Source organism: Brachybacterium rhamnosum (genome assembly GCF_039526185.1).
Classification (GTDB): domain Bacteria; phylum Actinomycetota; class Actinomycetes; order Actinomycetales; family Dermabacteraceae; genus Brachybacterium; species Brachybacterium rhamnosum.
Genome location: NZ_BAAAIS010000001.1, coordinates 354396 through 371580 on the forward strand (window position 1 = coordinate 354396; position 17185 = coordinate 371580).

Genomic DNA, 17185 nt, shown 5'->3' on the forward strand with positions numbered 1-17185 from the left:
GCACCCACGGCGGGAGGCGCGCTCGCCCAGCGAGGCTGAGGTCATGCGCACTGATCCCTCGCCCGCGACCCCGCTCCTGCCGATGGCCCTGTTCATGGGCGTCATGACCTGTGCCTGGTCCACGAACGCCTGGCAGGCATCTCCGATCCTCTCCGCGCTCGGCCTGCTCGCCGGGGCCGGCGTCGCGCTGGCCGCCGTGCTGGGGACCGGCCGGCGCGGGCGCCAGGACCCGCCGGCGGGGACTTTAGGGCGCGCCGGGTCCAGGGGCGTCCCCGGCCCGGTCGTCGGGCTCTTCGCGCTCATCGAGGTCGTCGTGATCGCCGGGGTGACCCTGCTGCTCGCCCGCGCCGGACGCGGAGAGCTCGTGATGCCCGCCGTCGCCCTCATCGTCGCAGCGCACTTCGCCCTGTTCCGGCTGGTCCAGCGCTCCCGCCTGCACCTGCTCACCACGGCCCTCGGCGTCGCGGGCGCGGGTGCCGCCCTGCTGCTCGCCACGACCGGCGCCCTCGACGCGGCCGCGGCGCGTGCCCTCGCGGGGCTCTCGCTCGCCGCGTGCACCCTCGCCTACGGCGCCGTGTTCCTCGTCGCCGACCGCGGCTCCCGGCCCCGGACGGGGGCTCGGCACCCGGTGAGGAGGCGCTCACCGCTCAGAACAGGATCGTGGAGAGCTCCCCGGCCTCGTGGAACCCGGCCGCCGCATAGGCACGGCGCGCGGGCTCGTTGAAGTCGTTCACGTAGAGGGAGACCTGCGGGGCGAGGTCCGCGCGCACCTGCGAGACGAGCTGCGCCATCGCCGCCCGCCCGAGGCCGCGGCTGCGGTGCCCCGGTCGCACCCACACGCCGTGCACCTGGGCGACCGGACCGAAGATCGCGCCGACGTCGGCCTTGAACAGCACGAGCCCGTCGTGCATGACGACGTAGGTGCGGCCCGCGCGGATGAGCTCGGTGACGCGGTTCCCGTAGGAGCGGCCGCCGTCGCCGCGCGTGGGATCGGCGCCCACCTCCTCGCGGAACATCGCGACCGCGGCGGGGAACACGGCGGACTCCTCCCCCGGGCGCGCGCGGCGCAGGCCGACGTCCGCGAGGGCCGCGGGCGTCTCGTCCGCGACGAGCAGCGGCTGGCTCCAGCGGTACTCCCGCACCTGGCCCGCCCAGGTGGGCGCCATCGGTGCCCACATCGCCTCGACCGCCTGCCGCGGGCCCACCACGGAGCTCGAGCGCCGGGAGCGGCCCGCGAGATGGCGGCCGAACTCCTCGAGCGCCTCGGGCCCTGCCCCGAGCGGCGACAGGTTCACCCCGTGCCAGAGCAGACCCTCGGGGGCGTCGTCCTCGCCCAGCACGGAGAACTCGGCGGCGGTGCTGCCGGCACGGGCGAGCTCCGCGAGGCGCGCACCGCCCAGGGTGTTGAGCACGGGCTCCTCGAGCGCGAGGGAGAGGGCGGGGTCGACCGCCGCGCCCCGCAGCGGGCGCACGCGGCCCCCGCGGCGGAACACCGGTGACCTCAGCTCACGGAGACGGACGGCGCGCCCTCGGCGCCCTCGCCCATCTCGGCGGCGATGCGGTTCGCCTCTGCGAGCAGGGTCTCGACGATCTCCGCCTCCGGCACGGTCTTGATGACCTCTCCCTTGACGAAGATCTGGCCCTTGCCGTTGCCGGACGCGACGCCGAGATCCGCCTCGCGCGCCTCGCCCGGCCCGTTGACGACGCAGCCCATGACGGCGACGCGCAGCGGGACCTCGAGGTGCTTGAGGCCCTCGGTGACCTCCTCGGCCAGCGTGTACACGTCGACCTGGGCGCGGCCGCAGGAGGGGCAGGAGACGATGTCGAGCTTGCGCGGCTTGAGGTTCAGCGACTGCAGGATCTGGTTGCCGACCTTGACCTCCTCCACCGGCGGGGCGGAGAGGGACACGCGGATCGTGTCGCCGATGCCCTCGCCGAGCAGGATGCCGAAGGCGACGGAGGACTTGATGGTGCCCTGGAAGGCGGGGCCGGCCTCGGTGACACCGAGGTGGAGCGGCCAGTCGCCCTCCGCGGAGAGCTGCCGGTAGGCCTCGACCATGATCACCGGGTCGTTGTGCTTCACGGAGATGCCGAAGTCGTGGAAGTCGTGCTCCTCGAACAGCGAGGCCTCCCACTTCGCGGAGGCCACGAGCGCCTCCGGGGTGACCCGGTCGCCCTTCATCATGCGGGGGTCGATCGAGCCGGCGTTCACGCCGATCCGCAGGGCCGTGCCGTGGTCCTTCGCGGCCTTCGCGATGTCCTTGATCTGGTCGTCGAAGCGACGGATGTTGCCGGGGTTCACGCGGACCCCCGCGCAGCCCGCCTCGATCGCGGCGAAGACGTACTTGGGCTGGAAGTGGATGTCCGCGATCACGGGGATCGGGGACTTCGCGGCGATCGCGACGAGCGCGTCGGCGTCCTCCTGCCGGGGGCACGCGACGCGGACGATGTCGCAGCCCGCGGCGGTCAGCTCCGCGATCTGCTGGAGCGTCGCGTTGATGTCGTGGGTGGGGGTCGTCGTCATCGACTGCACCGTGATCGGCGCGTCGCCGCCCACGAAGATGTCGCCCAGCTTGACCTTGCGGGTCCTCCGCCGGGGGGCGAGGACCGGCGGGGGCGTCTTGACGGAGGGGATGCCGAGGCTCACGGAAGTCACCGCTCCATTATCGCCCCACCGCGCCCCGAGGGGGAGGCGAGGTGCGACACCTCCACCACTCCCCCACGCCCCGCGTGGCCCCGCGCACAGCCGACATCGCGTCGGCCCCGCCTCAGAACAGCGTGATCGGGTTGACGACGTCCGCGTAGATCAGCAGCACCGTCATCCCGATGAACAGCAGGGCGACCGCGTTGGTGAGCGGCAGCATCCGCGACATGTCCACGGGGCCCGGGTCCGGACGGCCGCGCAGCCGGGCGAACGCACGGCGCACGCCCTCGATGAGCGCGCCCAGCACGTGCCCGCCGTCCAGGGGCAGCAACGGCACCAGGTTGAACACGAACAGGGCCATGTTCAGCGAGGCCAGCATCGAGATCAGCGACGCGACCTTCTGCTGGAGGGCGAAGCCCGGCTCGTCGGCCGCGACGATCTCCCCCGCGAGACGGGAGACGCCCACGACACCGACGGGGCCGTTCGGATCCCGCTCCCCGGAGCCGAAGGCCGCGACGGCCACGTCGTACAGGCGCACCGGGAGGGTCACGACGACCTTCGCCGTGCCGACGAAGGCGCTGCCCACCATGCCCGGCACCTTGAGCGGGGACTGGCGCACGAGCGCCGGGGTGCCGGAGACCCCGAGGAAGCCAACCTCCTCGGTGACGTCGTCACCGTTCTCGTCGGTCTCCGCGCTGCCGTCCGCCGCGTAGACGGGGCGGTCGTCGAGGATCGGGGTCGCCGTGAGGTCCAGGCGCTCCCCGTCCCGCTCGACGATCACGTCGATCTCGCGGCCGCCCGCGGCGCGCACCGCGGTGGTGACGTCGTCCCAGGTGGAGATCTCGGCGCCGTCGATCCGGAGGATCTCGTCCCCGGGGCGGATGCCCGCGGCCATCGCCGGGGCCTCCTGCTCGCCGGCGCAGGAGGCGTCGGCCGCGGCGTCCGCCGGCAGCACGCACTGCGAGACCGACTGTACCCGGGGCGTGACCTCCGGCATGCCGATCCCGCAGGCGAGGACCGTCATGAGCATGGTCGCGATGAGCAGGTTCATGACCGGCCCGCCGAGCATCACCACGAGCTTGCGGGGCACGCTGAGGGCGACGAAGGTGCGGTGCGCGTCCTCCGGCCCGTACTGGGAGGACTCGTACTCCTTCGCCTCGTCCGCGAGCTGCTGGAACATGCCGGTGGAGTCCTCGCGGACGGTGCCCTCGGGCTCCCCCTTGTGCGGCGGGTACATGCCGATCATGCGGATGTAGCCGCCGAGCGGGATCGCCTTGAGGCCGTACTCGGTCTCCCCGCGGCGCCAGGAGCGGACCGTGGGGCCGAAGCCGATCATGTACTGCGTGACCTTGACGCCGAAGCGCTTGGCAGGCAGGAGGTGCCCGAGCTCGTGGAGCGCGATCGACACCCCGAGACCGAGGGCGACCAGCACGATGCCCAGCACGAAGAGCAGGACGCTCACGAGGCGGACCCCGCGAGCGCGATCTGCTCCTGCGCGGCACGGCGGGCCCAGGCCTCGACCTCGAGCAGCGCGGCGGCGCCGCCCGCGAGATCGGCACGGGGGCGGTCGGGGCGGGAGAGGACCTCCGCGACCAGGTCGACGATGCCGAGGAAGCCGAGCCGACCCTCGAAGAAGGCGTCGACGGCCTCCTCGTTGGCGGCGTTCAGCACGGCCATCGCACCGCCGCCCTCGCGGTGGGCGCCGCGGGCGAGGCGGATCGCCGGGAAGGTCTCCTCGTCCACCGGCTCGAAGGTCCAGGACTGCGCCGCCGTGAAGTCGAGCGGCGCCGCGAGGCCGGGCAGCTTCTCGGGATGCGCGAGGGCCCAGCCGATCGCGTGGCGCATGTCCGGCGGGCTCGCCTGCGCGATCGTCGAGCCGTCCACGAGCGTCGCCATGGAGTGCACGATCGACTGCGGGTGCACGACGACGTCGACGCGGTCCTCGGGCAAGTCGAAGAGGAAGCAGGCCTCGATCACCTCGAGCGCCTTGTTCACGAGTGTCGCGGAGTTCGTGGTGATCACGCGCCCCATCGCCCAGGTGGGATGGGCGAGCGCCTGATCGGGGGTGACGTCGGCGAGCTCGGCCCGCGTGCGGCCGCGGAAGGGGCCGCCGGAGGCGGTGACGACGAGCCGGCCCACCTGGTCGGGTCGCACGCCCGCGAGGGCCTGCGCGATCGCGGTGTGCTCGGAGTCCACGGGGAGGATCTGCCCGGGGGCCGCGGCGCGCGTGACGAGGGGGCCGCCCACGACGAGCGACTCCTTGTTCGCGAGGGCGAGCCGTGCGCCGGAGTCGAGCGCGGCGAGGGTGGGCAGCAGGCCCACCGAGCCGGTCACGGCGTTGAGGACCACGTCCCCGTCGCCGAGCGCGCCCGCGAGGGCGGTCACCTGCTCCTGCCCGGCGTCCAGGTGCGGGGCGGGGATCCCCTCCGCGGTGCACGCGGAGGTCACGGCCGCGGCGACCGCGTCGAGCTGTGCGGCATCGGCGACGACGACCCGCTCCGGGCGGTGCGCGAGGACCTGCTCGGCCACGAGCTCCGGGCGGGAGCCGCCAACGGCGAGGCCGTGGACGCGGGCCGTGCCCGGGTAGCGGGAGACGACATCGAGGGTCTGCGTGCCGATCGAGCCGGTCGAGCCGAGCAGGACGAGCCGGCGTGACGGGGCGGAGGTCACGGCACGGAGGCCATCACGTCCGCGACGTGGTCGAGGTACACGTCGACGACGGCCTCGCGGTAGCCGTCACCGCCGCGGCGCCGACGGAAGGCGGCGCGGCGCACGTCGTCCACGCTCATCGGGTGCCCCTCGGTGAAGTACGCGACGAGCTGGTCGCAGAGGGCGTCGACGTCGGCCCGGTCGTACGCGGCCTCGCCGTCGGCCCCCGGGGCGAAGCGCTCCCCGGCGGGACGCTCGAGGCGCTCCTTGAGGACCTCCGCGCGCTCGGTGAGCTCCGCGATCCAGGACTCCTCGCCCTTCTCCGCGATCGCATCGTCACGGGCCTGCAGGGCGAAGGCGTCGGAGAGACGGTCCAGCGCCTCGTCGACGACGCGCATGTCGTAGCCGCCGCGCTCGGTGCCGAAGCTCGCGGAGGTGATGTCCGCCCCGTCGAAGCCGGCCTCGCGGCCCTCGTAGGCGGTGCGGGCACGGGCCAAGAACTCGTCGACCTCGTGCATGTCGTACCCGACGCTGAACCGCGAGACGCGCTCGAACGATGTGCTCACCAGATGGGTCCTTCCTCGGTGCTGTCGGTGCCCCACTGTAGCGGCGGGGCCGGGGGCCGCCTGGGAGGCGGCGCGGCGGTCACTCCGCCTGGGAGGCGACGGCCTCGACGCGGGCGACGCGGGCCTCGCGGTCCGCGCGGTGCTCGTCGGTCTCGATGACCTCGGCGGCGAGCTGGCCGCAGGCGCCGTCGATGTCGCTGCCGCGGGTGTCGCGGATCGTCGCCGAGATCCCGTTCTCCCGCAGGATCTCCACGAAGCGCTTCTCGTCCCGCGGGTCCGAGGCCGTCCACTTGGACCCCTTCACGGGGTTCAGCGGGATCGGGTTCACGTGGATCCAGTGGGCGCCGCCGTGCGCGATCAGGCGGTCCGCGAGCAGCTGGGCCCGGTGCGCCTGGTCGTTGATGTCCCGGATGAGGGCGTACTCGATGCTCACCCGCCGGCCGGTCGCCTCGAAGTACTCGAAGGCCGCGTCGAGGATCTCGTCGACGTCGAAGCGCGTGTTGATCGGGACGAGCTCGTTGCGCAGCTCGTCGTCCGGGGCGTGGAGGGAGACGGCGAGGGTCACCGGGATCTCCTCCTTGATCAGCTTCCGCACGGCCGGCGCGAGGCCGACGGTGGAGACGGTGATGTGGCGGGCGCCGATGCCGAAGCCCTCCGGCGCGGGCGCGTTCAGCCGCTTGCAGGTGGTCGCGACGGGGCGGTAGTTCGCGAGCGGCTCCCCCATGCCCATGAAGACGATGTTCGAAACGCGGCCCGGGCCGCCCGGCAGCTCGCCGCTCGCGAGCAGCCTGTTCGCCACCCGGACCTGCTCGAGGATCTCCGCGGCGGAGAGGTTGCGGGTCAGGCCCATCTGCCCCGTCGCGCAGAAGGGGCAGTTCATGCCGCAGCCGGCCTCGGAGGAGATGCACAGCGTGACCCGGTCGCTGTAGCGCATGAGCACGGACTCCACGAGGGAGCCGTCGAACAGCTTCCACAGGAACTTCTGGGTCGCTCCGTGATCCGCGGACTGCCGGGAGACCGGCTCCAGCAGCGTCGGGAAGAAGCGCTCCACGAGGCGCTCGCGGAGGTCCTTGGGGATGTCCGTGAGGTCCTCGGGGTCGGTCGTGAAGTGCTCGAAGTAGTGCACGGAGAGCTGCTTGGCCCGGAAGCCCGGGAGACCCATCTCCTTCACCGCCTCGACGCGCTCGGCGAGGGTGAGGTCCGCGAGGTGGGCCGGCGGCTTGCCGCGGCGCGTGGGGCGCAGCTGCAGCTGCCCCGGCGCGAGCGCGATCGCCTGGCCGGGGACGGCCTCGCGGGAGAGGTCCGGGTTGCCGCCGGGGGCGGCGGAGGACGGACTGGTCATGGCAGGAGGACCTCCAGCAGGATGAACGTGGTGGGAGCGGCGAGGAGGATCGAGTCGATGCGGTCCAGCACGCCGCCGTGGCCGGGGAGCAGGTGGCCCATGTCCTTGATGCCCAGGTCTCGCTTGAGCAGGGACTCGGCGAGGTCGCCGCAGGTAGAGATCACGACGAGGACCACGCCGAGCACGGCGCCGATCCACCAGTCGAGGTCCAGGGCGAGGACGGAGATGCCGATCGCGATGCCTGTGCCGAGCACGAGGGAGCCCGCGAACCCCTCCCAGCTCTTCTTGGGGCTGATGCTCGGCGCCATGGGGTGCGAGCCGAAGAGCACGCCGGAGATGTAGCCGCCCACGTCGTTGCCGACAGGGACGAAGATCGCGAGCAGGACGAGGACCGCCCCGTCCTCGCGGTCGTGGAGCAGGAGGATGAAGGAGCCGAGGAAGGCGACCCAGGCGAGGGCGAACACGCCGCCGGTGACGTCCCGCAGCGCGGAGAGCCCCATGGACTCCGTGACGCGCCACAGGATGATCACGCAGACCGCCGCGGCCGTCGCGATGAGCAGCCCCTCCGGTCCGAGCACCACGGTCGAGACGACGATCCCGGCGATCCCCACGAGCAGGGGCACCGGCGGGACCCGCAGGCCGCCCTCGCCGAGCGCGCGCACGACCTCGAGCCCCGCGAGGACCATCGCGATCCCGACGAGCACCGGGAAGGCTTGCGGGACGACGAAGAGGCTCACGAGCACGACGGCGACGAGCACGAGGCCGACGGCGATCGCGGCCGGGAGGTTGCGTCCCGGTCCGCGCCGCTTCGGCGCCTCCTCGCTCACCGCTCCCCCGCCGCTCCCCTCGCCGGGCACGGCGACGGCCGCCCCGAGGGTCATCGGGGCGGCCGGTCGGCCCGCGGGCTCAGCGGTCGCAGTCATCGCAGGAGGACGGTCAGACCGTCGCGAGCTCCGTCTCCTTGGCGGCGAGCGCCTCGTCGATCTGCTCGATGTGCTTCTTGGTCAGCGCCTCGAGCTCCTTCTCGGCGCGCGTGCCCTCGTCCTCGCCGATCTCCTTGTCCTTGACCAGCTTCTCGATGGCCTTCTTCGCGTTGCCGCGCGAGCCGCGGATGGCGACGCGGCCGTCCTCCGCCTTGTTCTTCGCGAGCTTGATGTAGTCGCGGCGGCGCTCCTCGGTGAGGGCGGGCAGGACGACGCGGAGGTTGTCACCGTTGTTCGTGGGGTTCACGCCGAGATCGGACTCGCGCAGCGCCGTCTCCACCGCGGTCGTGGCGGTCTTGTCGTACGGGGTGACGATGACGGTGCGCGCCTCGGGGAACTGCAGGGAGGCGAGCTGGTTCAGCGGCGTCGGCGCGCCGTAGTACTCGACGTCGATGCCCTGGAACATGGCGGCCGTCGCCCGCCCGGTGCGGATCGCGGTGAACTCGTCCTTGGTCACCTCGATGGACTTGCTCATCTTGGACTCGGCGTCCTTGAGGATGCCGGGGATGTCGTCGCTCATGTCGTTGTGTCCTCGTTCTGCTCAGAATCTGCTCGTGGATCAGGTCCATTGTCCCGCATGCGCCGGTGCGCGCGGGGACGACCCGGTGGGAAGCCGGGAACGCGGGGTCAGTCGCCGGTGACGACCGTGCCGATGCGCTCGCCGAGCATGGCCCGGGTGATGTTGCCGGGGGCGTCCAGGCCGAACACCATCATCGGCTGGCTGTTGTCCATGCACAGGCTGAAGGCGGTGGCGTCGACGACCTTGAGACCCTTCTGCAGGGCCTCGTTGTAGGTGATGGCGGAGAGCTTGGTCGCGCTCGGGTCGGTGCGCGGATCCGCGGTGTAGACGCCGTCGACGCCGTTCTTCGCCATCAGCACCTCCTGGCAGCCGATCTCGAGCGCACGCTGCACGGCGACGGTGTCGGTGGAGAAGTAGGGCATGCCGGCCCCGGCGCCGAAGATGACGACGCGGCCCTTCTCGAGGTGGCGCACGGCGCGCAGCGGCAGGTAGGGCTCCGCGACCTGGCCCATCGTGATGGCGGTCTGGACGCGCGTGGTGACGCCCTTCTGCTCGAGGAAGTCCTGGAGCGCGAGGCAGTTCATGACGGTGCCGAGCATGCCCATGTAGTCGGCGCGCTGGCGGTCCATGCCGCGCTGGGAGAGCTCGGCGCCGCGGAAGAAGTTCCCGCCGCCGACGACGATCGCGCACTCGACGCCCTGGGCGACGCCCTCGGCGATCTCTGCTGCGATCCTGGAGATGACGTCGGGATCGACGCCGACCTTCCCGCCGCCGAACGCCTCGCCGGAGAGCTTGAGGAGGACGCGGCGTCCCCCCTGCTTCCTCGGGAGGACGGGGAGGGTGGAGGTGATGGTCTGGGTCATGACGATCCTTCCGCGCGCACTGGGTCCTGGGCGAGGATACCGGAGCGGGGCCGCACCGATGGTGCGGGGCCGCTCGCGGGTGGGCACGCTCACGCGCGCCGGGTAATGCTGGGTGTCAGCTGCCGACGCGGAAGCGGACGAAACCGGTGACGGTGCCGCCGACGGCCTCGACGACCTTGCCGACCGTCTGCTTCGGGTCCTTGGCGAACGCCTGGTCGAGCAGGACGTTCTCCTTGTAGTAGCCGTTGAGGCGACCCTCGACGATCTTGGGGATCGCCTTCTCGGGCTTGCCCTCGTTCTCGGCGGTCTCCTGGGCGATGCGACGCTCGTTCTCGACGACGTCCGCGGGGACCTCGTCGCGCGTGAGGTAGGTCGGGGAGTACGCGGCGATGTGCATCGCCACGTCGCGCGCCACCTCGGCGCCGGCCTTGTCGGTCGCGACGAGGACGCCGACCTGCGGGGGCAGGTCCTTGTTCGTGCGGTGCATGTACGAGGAGACGGCCTCGCCGGAGACGCGGCCGATGCGGCGCACCTCGATCTTCTCGCCCATCGTGGCGCCGGCGTTGGTGAGCGCCTCGCCGAAGGGGGTCTCCGCCAGCTCGGCCGGCTCGGAGGCGCCGGACTCGACGGCGGCGGCCACGGCCTCGTCGCCGAGGGCGACGAACTTGTCGTTCTTCGCCACGAAGTCGGTCTCGGAGTTGATCTCGACGAGGGTGCCGGTCTGGCCACCCTCGGTGTCGCGCACGTCGACGGCGATGAGGCCCTCGGAGGCGGTGCGGCCCTCGCGCTTGGCGATGCCCTTGAGACCCTTGATGCGGATGAGCTCGACGGCCTTGGCCTTGTCGCCATCGGCCTCGTCCAGAGCCTTCTTGACGTCGAGCATGCCCGCGCCGGTGGACTCGCGGATCTCCTTGATGTCGGCTGCCGTGTAGTTAGCCATGGTCCTCTTCCTGGTGGGAGGTGCGTGGTGAGGGGAGGGGCCGGGCGGAGCGCCCGGAGGGGGACGGGGGCGCCGGGCGGCGTCCCCGTCCCCGCCGGGTCACTCGGCGGCGGGAGCCTCGGTGGACTCGGCGGCCTCCGCGGCCGGGGCCTCGGCGGCCGGGGCCTCCGCGGTCTCGGCGGCGGGCGCCTCGGCCTCGACCGACTTCTCGGCCGGGGCATCCTGCTGCTGGACCTCGGACTGGGCCAGGAGCTCGCGCTCCCACTCGGCCAGCGGCTCGGCGTCGACGGCGGAGACGTTCTTCTCGCCGCCGGTGGACTTCGCGTGACGCTCCTGCAGGCCGGCGGCCACGGCATCGGCGATGACGCGGGTCAGAAGGGTGACGGAGCGGATCGCGTCGTCGTTGCCCGGGATCGGGTACGCGACCTCGTCGGGATCGCAGTTGGTGTCCAGGATCGCGACGACGGGGATGTTGAGCTTCTGCGCCTCGTCGACGGCCAGGTGCTCCTTGTTGGTGTCCACGACCCACACGGCGCTCGGCGCCTTGCCCATGTCGCGGATGCCGCCGAGGGTCTTCTCGAGCTTCTCCTTCTCGCGGCGCATCATCAGCAGCTCCTTCTTGGTGCGGCCGGAGGAGGCCACATCGTCGAAGTCGATCTGCTCGAGCTCCTTGAGGCGGTTGACCCGCTGGGAGACGGTCTGCAGGTTGGTGAGCATGCCGCCCAGCCAGCGCTGGTTCACGTAGGGCATGCCCACGCGGGTGGCCTGCTCCTGGATGGACTCCTGGGCCTGCTTCTTGGTGCCGACGAACAGCACGGTGCCGCCGTGGGCGACGGTCTGGCGCACGAACTCGTAGGCCTTGTCGATGTACGACAGGGTCTGCATGAGGTCGACGATGTAGATGCCGTTGCGCTCCGTGAAGATGAAGCGGCGCATCTTGGGGTTCCAACGACGGGTCTGGTGCCCGAAGTGCACGCCGCTCTCCAGGAGCTGGCGCATGGTGACGACTGCCATGATCGGTGTCCTCTTCTGGCCCTGGGCTCGCACGGCGTACCTGTCGGGGCATCCGTGGTCCTCGCGCAGGACCTGCATTCTCGGTTGTTCCCCGCGACCGGGTGGTGCGGGGCCTGGTGCCCGGGTCACCGGCCGCCTCGTCCCGCCCCGGTCACCGATCCGGGGATCAGCGGCTCCGAGGACGATCGAGGACCGTCGGCCGGCGGACCCTGGTGGGCACGCGAAGTCATCCGGACGGACCGGATGCTGGGAGCAGTCTATCCGACGCCGAGGCACCGCATGGCGCGTCCTGCGTCACGTGGCGGCGGTGGATGCGCATGCCCCGGGGAGGGACGGCCGGTCTCTCCTCCCCCGGCGCGCACCGTCCACCGCCGGGCTCCCCGGGGACCGCGATGCGCCCCGGCCCGCTTCGATGGCGGCATGCCCCGGTCACGCCTGCCCTCCCCGCACCCGCCGATGCCGCCCCTCCGGCCTCTCTCCCGCCCGGCGCCCCCGCCTGTGCTGCGGCGGCTCCTCGTGGTGGTCGTGCTCGTCGCGCTCACCCTCCTCGCGCTCCCCGAGCCCGGGGCCGGCGCGGAGGGGTCGGGCCGGTGGCGCTGGCCCGCCGCCCCTCCGCACCCCGTGCTGCGCGCCTTCGAGTCCCCGGAGCACCGCTACGGAAGCGGCCACCGCGGTATCGACGTCGGCGTCCCGGCAGGGGCCGAGGTCCATGCCGTGGAGGCGGGCACCGTGCACTTCGCGGGGAGGGTGGCCGGCCGGGGCGTGGTCTCGGTGCGCCATGCCGACGGGCTGCTGTCCACCTACGAGCCCGTGGCGGCGACGGTCTCCGCCGGGGACGCGGTGGGGGCGGGGTCGACGCTCGGGACGATCGAGGCGGTCGACGGTGCACTGTCGCACTGCGCCCCGTCGACCTGCCTGCACCTCGGGGCGCGACGCGGGGAGGAGTACCTCGACCCGCTGCTCCTGCTCGGGATGCGCGGGCCGAGCGTGCTCGTGCGCTGGGACGGGGGCGGCTCGGGCGGCGCCGGGGCGGGGCCCGCTCCCCTGCTCAGCGGGGATGCGCTCGCCACCGCCGGGCCCTCGTCGTCACGGGTGGCCCCTGTTCCGGGAGGGTCGTCGGTGCGCGCTGGTGGCCGCGCGGCGACCGCGGACTGACACGGCACCGCTGCCGACGCCCGCTCCTCGTGCGGCCGGCGCCCACTCCGCCCGGGGCACGCGATCGGCCCCGGATCACGCCCGGGGGTGGGCCTGCTCGACGGTGCGCCGGAGCCGCTCGGCGCTGACGTGCGTGTAGATCTGCGTGGTCTGCAGGGAGGAGTGGCCCAGGAAGTCCTGGACGCTGCGCAGGTCCGCACCGCCCTCCACCAGATGCGTGGCAGCGCTGTGGCGGAGCGTGTGCGGGCTGATCCGCTTGTCGATCCCGGCAGCCCTCGCGGAGCGGTCCACGATCGTGCGCACGGCGCGATCCCCGAGCCGTGCCCCCCGGGCGCCGAGGAAGAGCGCCTCCCCCGATCGGCCCGGTCCGGCCGCGAGCACGGGGCGGCCCTCCTGCTCCCAGAGGGCGATCGCCGCGAGCGCGGGCCGCCCGACGGGCACCACCCGCTCCTTGTCCCCCTTGCCGCGGACGCGCACCGTGCCGCGATCGCGGTCGATGCCGCGCCGATCCAGCGCCACGAGCTCCGAGACGCGCAGTCCGGAGGAGTAGAGGAGCTCGAGCACGGCGGCGTCGCGCAGCGCGAGCGCCCGCTCCGTCGGGTCCGCGGTCTCCGGGGTCTCCGTCGCCTCTCCGCGCTCGGAGTGCCCGGAATGCTCGCGGGGCTGGACGCGCCCGGAGGGCTCGGGATGCTCGGTGTCGTCGAGCAGGTGCCCGGCCTGCTGGGCGGAGAGCACCGTGGGCAGGTGCCGGCCCCGCTGCGGGGCGCGGAGGCGGGAGCCGACGTCGTGGGGAGTCCGTCCCGAGGCGGCGAGCCAGGTGCAGAAGGTGCGTGCGGCGGCGGCGGAGCGGGCGAGCGTCGAGGGGCTCGCCCCCGTCTCCGCGCGGGCGGAGAGCCAGGAGCGCAGCGCCATGATGTCGATACCCGCGAGGTCGATCCGCTCGACCTCTCGCAGATGGGCGAGGAGATCCGCCGCCTCGCGCCGGTACGCGCGCACGGTGTGCTCGGAGCGGCCGCGCTCGAGCTGGAGGTGGTCGGCGAAGGCCTCGAGGACGCGGAGGTCCTCGGGATGCTCCTCGCGGGTGGCGGACATGGCTCCAGTGTCCCCCACGTGCCCTGTCGGGGCCGGCACCCCGCTCCTGTGGCGTCTCCGGCGACTCGGTCGTCCCGTTCCGCGGCCGACGCCGCGGGCGCTCCCCGACGGAGGCGGCGTCCGGGCCATGCCCTACTCCCGCCGCTCCGGCCGGGGACGCCGGATCCGCTCCCCGGCGTGCTCCACGTGGCCCAGGAGCTCGAGCCTCGCGATCGCTCCGGCCACCTGCGGCTCGGGGAGCGCGACCTCGCGGACGATGCCGGCCAGGTCGAGGGAGGAGCGGGGAGGCACGGCGTCGAGGACCCGGCGGTCCGCGGGTTCGAGCAGGTCCAGCCGGTCCTGCACGGCGAAGCCGCCCTCCCCCGCGGGGTCCCCGCCGGGCAGCAGCTCGAGGACGTCCTGCACCTCGGTCACGAGCACGGCGTCGCTCTCCCGTAGCAGTCGGTGGCAGCCGGCGCTCGCCGCGGAGGTGACCGGGCCGGGCACGGCCGCGACCACGCGTCGCAGGGAATCGGCCCGGCGCGCGGTGGAGAGCGCCCCGGAGCGCCAGGACGCCTCGACCACCACGGTCGCGTCCGCGAGCGCCGCGATGAGGCGGTTGCGGGCGAGGAACCGCCAGCGCGTGGGGGCCGTACCCGGCGGCGCCTCGGAGATCAGCACGTGGCGCGCGGCGATCCGCTCGAGCAGGTCGCTGTTGCCCCGCGGGTACAGGCGGTCCAGCCCGCCCGCGAGCACCGCCGCCGTCGCGCCGCCGGTCGCATGGAGCGCTCCGCGGTGCGCGGAGGCGTCGATCCCGTAGGCGCCGCCGGAGAGGACGGCCGCACCCCTCGCCGCGAGACCGGCGGCGAACGAGGTCGCGACGTCCTCCCCATAGCGGGTCGAGGCGCGGGCGCCCACGATCGCCGCGACGGGGCGTCCCAGCAGCTCGCCGAGGTCGCCGTCCCCGCGCAGCCACAGGCAGGACGGCTGCTCGTGCGCGAGGTCCGCGAGCCGCTGCCCGGGCCAATCGGGGGCCTCGGGGGTGAGCACCCGCAGCCGGCGCCGGCCCGCGTCGGCGAGCACCGCGCCGACGTCGAGCGAGCTCAGCCGGTGCCGCCAGCGGGAGAGCGCCTCCGTCGCCGCGCGCTCGGCACCCGGTCTCGGCTCTGTCCCGGTGCGGCGCAGGAGCTCCCGGGCGGTCCCGGTGCGGGCCAGGTCGAGGGCGTCGACCGGCCCGCAGTGCCGGCGCAGCGCGAGGGCGACCTCGTCGAGGGGCTCGGCGATGAGTGACCAGGTGACGCGGGCCAGGAGGTCCGGGGAGGGGCCGCTCATCGTCGGTCCTCGTCACGGAGGGTGAGGGCGGTGCCTACGTGCTCGGCCTCGGGCCTCTCGGCGCCGGTGAGATCCGCAAGGGTCCAGGCGAGGCGCAGCACGCGGTCGTGGCCGCGCAGCGAGAGCCGTCCCTGGGCGAGGGCGTGGTCGAGCAGTCGGGACTGGGAGGGCTCGGGGGCGAGGTCACGGCGCAGGTCCGGCCCGGGGATCTGGCAGTTCAGGTGCCAGGGCCTGTCGGCGAAGCGCCGTCGCTGGCGCTCGCGGGCCGCGGCGACCCGGAGCGCGATCTCGGCGGAGGACTCCCCCGCCGCGCCGTCGAGGAGGTGCACGTCCACCGGTGGGACGTCGAGGCGCATGTCGATGCGATCCATGATCGGGCCCGAGAGGCGGTGGAGGTAGCGGCGGCGCTGGAGCGGTGAGCAGCTGCAGGCCTCCCCGTGCCCGTACGACATCCCGCAGGGGCACGGGTTCGCGGCGAGCACGAGCTGGAAGCGCGCGGGATAGCGGGCGGTGCCGCCCGAGCGGTGGAGCGTGATGTCCCCGGTCTCGAGCGGCTCCCGCAGCGCCTCGAGCACGCGCGCGGGGAACTCCGGCGCCTCGTCGAGAAGGAGCACGCCGGCGTGGGCGCGGGAGATCGCACCGGGCAGGGCGATCCCTGATCCGCCTCCCACCACGGCGGCGGCCGTGGCGGTGTGGTGGGGGCTCTCGAACGGCGGGCGCCGTCGCAGCCCCAGGCGTGCGTCGAAGCGCCCGCAGACGGAGTGGATGGCGGATACCGCGAGCGAGTCCTCGGTATCGAGGTCGGGGAGGATCCCGGGGATCCGTGCGGCGATCATCGTCTTCCCCGCGCCGGGCGGCCCGGTGAGCAGCAGGTGATGTCCGCCCGCGGCGGCGACCTCGGCGGCGAAGCGGGCCTGCTCCTGCCCGAGCACGTCGCGGAAGTCCAGGGTGGAGCGGGGACCGGTGCCGTCGGCGTCCGCCCCGTCCCTCCCATCGGGGCCGCCGTCGTCGCCCCCGCCCGGACGGTCCGTGGGGTCCGGGCCCGGGGTGATCCGGGCGCCCCAGCGGTGCAGGACCGTCGCGAGGTCCCCGGCGGCGTCCACCGAGATGCCGTCCACGAGCCGGGCCTCGGCGAGGTTCTCCAGCGGCACCACGGCACGGTCGATCCCGAGGCCGCGGGCGGCGACGAGTGCGGGGAGCACACCGGGGACGGGCCGCAGCCGGCCGTCGAGACCCAGCTCGCCGAGGTGGACGGTGCGCTCGATGCCCCGGGAGGGCAGGTCGCCCTGCGCGGCGACGAGGGCGATCGCGATCGCGAGGTCGAAGCCCGATCCGTGCTTGGGGATCCAGGCGGGGGTCATGTTGACCGTCAGCCGGCGTTGGGCGAGGTGGATCCCGCTGCGCGCGGAGGCGGCCCGCACCCGCTCACGGGCCTGCAGCGTCGAGGGCCCGGGCAGTCCCACGAGGGAGAAGGCGGGGAGCCCCGGGGAGACGTCGGCCTCGATCTCGACGAGCGTCCCCTCGAGCCCCGTGAGCGCGACCGAGAGCGTGCGCGCCTGGCCCATCTCAGCCGACCGCCCGCAGGTGCTCGACGAGCACCGTGCCGTCGAGGTGCACGTGCACGGCGATCACGTCGATGCGCACGTCGCGATGCGGGGTCGAGCGCTCCATCAGATAGGTGCCGACCAGGCGGCGCAGCCGGGCGAGCTTGTCCGGGGTGACCGCGGCCTGCGGGACCCCGGTGACGAAGCTGCGGCGCGTCTTCACCTCGACGAAGACGAGGGTGTCCCCGTCCAGCGCGATGATGTCGAGCTCTCCGCGCCGGCCGAGGCGCAGGTTCCGCTCGACGACGAGCCATCCCTCGGCCTCGAGACGCTCAGCGGCGATGTCCTCCCCGCGGCGGCCGAGCTCCGCCGTGGAGAGGGAGCGCAGGGGGCGGGGCGGGCGCGGCGGCAGGGGCGGCGGGACGGGCGCGGGAGCGGGCTCCTGCGCGGCGGCTGATGCTCGGGAGGGGGCCTCGGTCCGGGGTCCGCCGGCGGCGGTGGCGCTGTTCATGCGGGACAGCCTGGGCGGTGCCAGGCTCCCGCGCCCGCTCGGATCCCGGAC

The 17185-nt window shown here is 73.7% G+C and carries 17 protein-coding genes; 2 read left to right on the top strand and 15 right to left on the bottom strand.

Features of this window, described 5'->3' with window-relative positions; translation table 11 throughout:
- Window positions 1-43 precede the first annotated feature (43 nt).
- Window positions 44-724, top strand: coding sequence for a hypothetical protein (locus ABD080_RS01630; RefSeq protein WP_343903403.1), 681 nt, complete (start codon window positions 44-46; stop codon window positions 722-724).
- Here the strand turns inward: ABD080_RS01630 and ABD080_RS01635 are convergent.
- The 11 genes from ABD080_RS01635 to rpsB all read right to left on the bottom strand — a co-directional run bounded on the left by ABD080_RS01635 (window position 648) and on the right by rpsB (window position 11521).
- A complete protein-coding gene (locus ABD080_RS01635) occupies window positions 648-1493 on the bottom strand; it encodes a GNAT family N-acetyltransferase (RefSeq protein ID WP_343903404.1) in 846 nt (281 codons plus the stop codon). The genes ABD080_RS01630 and ABD080_RS01635 overlap by 77 nt on opposite strands.
- 8 nt (window positions 1494-1501) lie before the next feature.
- Window positions 1502-2656: a flavodoxin-dependent (E)-4-hydroxy-3-methylbut-2-enyl-diphosphate synthase gene (ispG, locus tag ABD080_RS01640; protein WP_137771277.1), complete on the bottom strand. Its 1155-nt coding sequence runs from the start codon at window positions 2654-2656 to the stop codon at window positions 1502-1504.
- Window positions 2657-2768: 112 nt separating this feature from the next.
- Entirely contained in the window at window positions 2769-4106 is a 1338-nt protein-coding gene (locus tag ABD080_RS01645; RefSeq protein WP_343903405.1) for a M50 family metallopeptidase, read from the bottom strand.
- Entirely contained in the window at window positions 4103-5314 is a 1212-nt protein-coding gene (dxr, locus tag ABD080_RS01650; protein ID WP_137771279.1) for a 1-deoxy-D-xylulose-5-phosphate reductoisomerase, read from the bottom strand. Before dxr ends, ABD080_RS01645 begins: the two co-directional genes overlap by 4 nt.
- Complete coding sequence (locus ABD080_RS01655; RefSeq protein ID WP_137771280.1) at window positions 5311-5859, bottom strand: DivIVA domain-containing protein; 549 nt, start codon at window positions 5857-5859, stop codon at window positions 5311-5313. Before ABD080_RS01655 ends, dxr begins: the two co-directional genes overlap by 4 nt.
- Window positions 5860-5938: 79 nt before the next feature.
- Window positions 5939-7201: a dual-specificity RNA methyltransferase RlmN gene (rlmN, locus tag ABD080_RS01660; protein WP_137771281.1), complete on the bottom strand. Its 1263-nt coding sequence runs from the start codon at window positions 7199-7201 to the stop codon at window positions 5939-5941.
- Window positions 7198-8124, bottom strand: coding sequence for a phosphatidate cytidylyltransferase (locus ABD080_RS01665; protein ID WP_343903406.1), 927 nt, complete (start codon window positions 8122-8124; stop codon window positions 7198-7200). Before ABD080_RS01665 ends, rlmN begins: the two co-directional genes overlap by 4 nt.
- 13 nt (window positions 8125-8137) lie before the next feature.
- The gene (gene frr, locus ABD080_RS01670; protein WP_137771282.1) at window positions 8138-8704 is read right to left on the bottom strand and encodes a ribosome recycling factor; all 567 of its coding nucleotides are present in this window, start codon (window positions 8702-8704) and stop codon (window positions 8138-8140) included.
- Between the two features lie 107 nt (window positions 8705-8811).
- Window positions 8812-9567, bottom strand: a complete 756-nt coding sequence (gene pyrH, locus ABD080_RS01675) for a UMP kinase (RefSeq protein WP_137771283.1) — start codon at window positions 9565-9567, stop codon at window positions 8812-8814.
- Between the two features lie 115 nt (window positions 9568-9682).
- Complete coding sequence (tsf, locus tag ABD080_RS01680) at window positions 9683-10507, bottom strand: translation elongation factor Ts (protein ID WP_137771284.1); 825 nt, start codon at window positions 10505-10507, stop codon at window positions 9683-9685.
- A gap of 99 nt (window positions 10508-10606) precedes the next feature.
- Window positions 10607-11521, bottom strand: coding sequence for a 30S ribosomal protein S2 (rpsB, locus tag ABD080_RS01685; RefSeq protein WP_137771285.1), 915 nt, complete (start codon window positions 11519-11521; stop codon window positions 10607-10609).
- A gap of 420 nt (window positions 11522-11941) precedes the next feature.
- Here rpsB and ABD080_RS01690 point away from each other — a divergent pair, with 420 nt between their 5' ends.
- On the top strand, window positions 11942-12676 hold the full coding sequence (locus ABD080_RS01690) for a murein hydrolase activator EnvC family protein (protein WP_343903407.1): 735 nt from the start codon (window positions 11942-11944) through the stop codon (window positions 12674-12676).
- A 75-nt stretch (window positions 12677-12751) separates the two neighbouring features.
- Here ABD080_RS01690 and ABD080_RS01695 read toward each other — a convergent pair whose 3' ends face one another.
- The 4 genes from ABD080_RS01695 to ABD080_RS01710 all read right to left on the bottom strand — a co-directional run bounded on the left by ABD080_RS01695 (window position 12752) and on the right by ABD080_RS01710 (window position 17134).
- Window positions 12752-13768, bottom strand: coding sequence for a tyrosine recombinase XerC (locus ABD080_RS01695; protein WP_343903408.1), 1017 nt, complete (start codon window positions 13766-13768; stop codon window positions 12752-12754).
- 132 nt (window positions 13769-13900) lie between these two features.
- Complete coding sequence (gene dprA / locus ABD080_RS01700) at window positions 13901-15079, bottom strand: DNA-processing protein DprA (RefSeq protein WP_343903409.1); 1179 nt, start codon at window positions 15077-15079, stop codon at window positions 13901-13903.
- A complete protein-coding gene (locus ABD080_RS01705) occupies window positions 15076-16644 on the bottom strand; it encodes a YifB family Mg chelatase-like AAA ATPase (RefSeq protein WP_343903410.1) in 1569 nt (522 codons plus the stop codon). Before ABD080_RS01705 ends, dprA begins: the two co-directional genes overlap by 4 nt.
- Window position 16645: 1 nt before the next feature.
- The gene (locus ABD080_RS01710) at window positions 16646-17134 is read right to left on the bottom strand and encodes a YraN family protein (RefSeq protein ID WP_343903411.1); all 489 of its coding nucleotides are present in this window, start codon (window positions 17132-17134) and stop codon (window positions 16646-16648) included.
- Window positions 17135-17185 lie beyond the last annotated feature (51 nt).

Coding starts and splice junctions, on each gene's coding strand:
- ABD080_RS01630 (WP_343903403.1), top strand. CDS start 44: ATGCGCACTGATCCCTCGCCCGCGACCCCGCTCCTGCCGATGGCCCTG.
- rlmN (WP_137771281.1), bottom strand. CDS start 7,201: ATGACCAGTCCGTCCTCCGCCGCCCCCGGCGGCAACCCGGACCTCTCC.
- ABD080_RS01665 (WP_343903406.1), bottom strand. CDS start 8,124: ATGACTGCGACCGCTGAGCCCGCGGGCCGACCGGCCGCCCCGATGACC.
- frr (WP_137771282.1), bottom strand. CDS start 8,704: ATGAGCGACGACATCCCCGGCATCCTCAAGGACGCCGAGTCCAAGATG.
- pyrH (WP_137771283.1), bottom strand. CDS start 9,567: ATGACCCAGACCATCACCTCCACCCTCCCCGTCCTCCCGAGGAAGCAG.
- tsf (WP_137771284.1), bottom strand. CDS start 10,507: ATGGCTAACTACACGGCAGCCGACATCAAGGAGATCCGCGAGTCCACC.
- rpsB (WP_137771285.1), bottom strand. CDS start 11,521: ATGGCAGTCGTCACCATGCGCCAGCTCCTGGAGAGCGGCGTGCACTTC.
- ABD080_RS01690 (WP_343903407.1), top strand. CDS start 11,942: ATGCCCCGGTCACGCCTGCCCTCCCCGCACCCGCCGATGCCGCCCCTC.
- ABD080_RS01695 (WP_343903408.1), bottom strand. CDS start 13,768: ATGTCCGCCACCCGCGAGGAGCATCCCGAGGACCTCCGCGTCCTCGAG.
- dprA (WP_343903409.1), bottom strand. CDS start 15,079: ATGAGCGGCCCCTCCCCGGACCTCCTGGCCCGCGTCACCTGGTCACTC.
- ABD080_RS01705 (WP_343903410.1), bottom strand. CDS start 16,644: ATGGGCCAGGCGCGCACGCTCTCGGTCGCGCTCACGGGGCTCGAGGGG.
- ABD080_RS01710 (WP_343903411.1), bottom strand. CDS start 17,134: ATGAACAGCGCCACCGCCGCCGGCGGACCCCGGACCGAGGCCCCCTCC.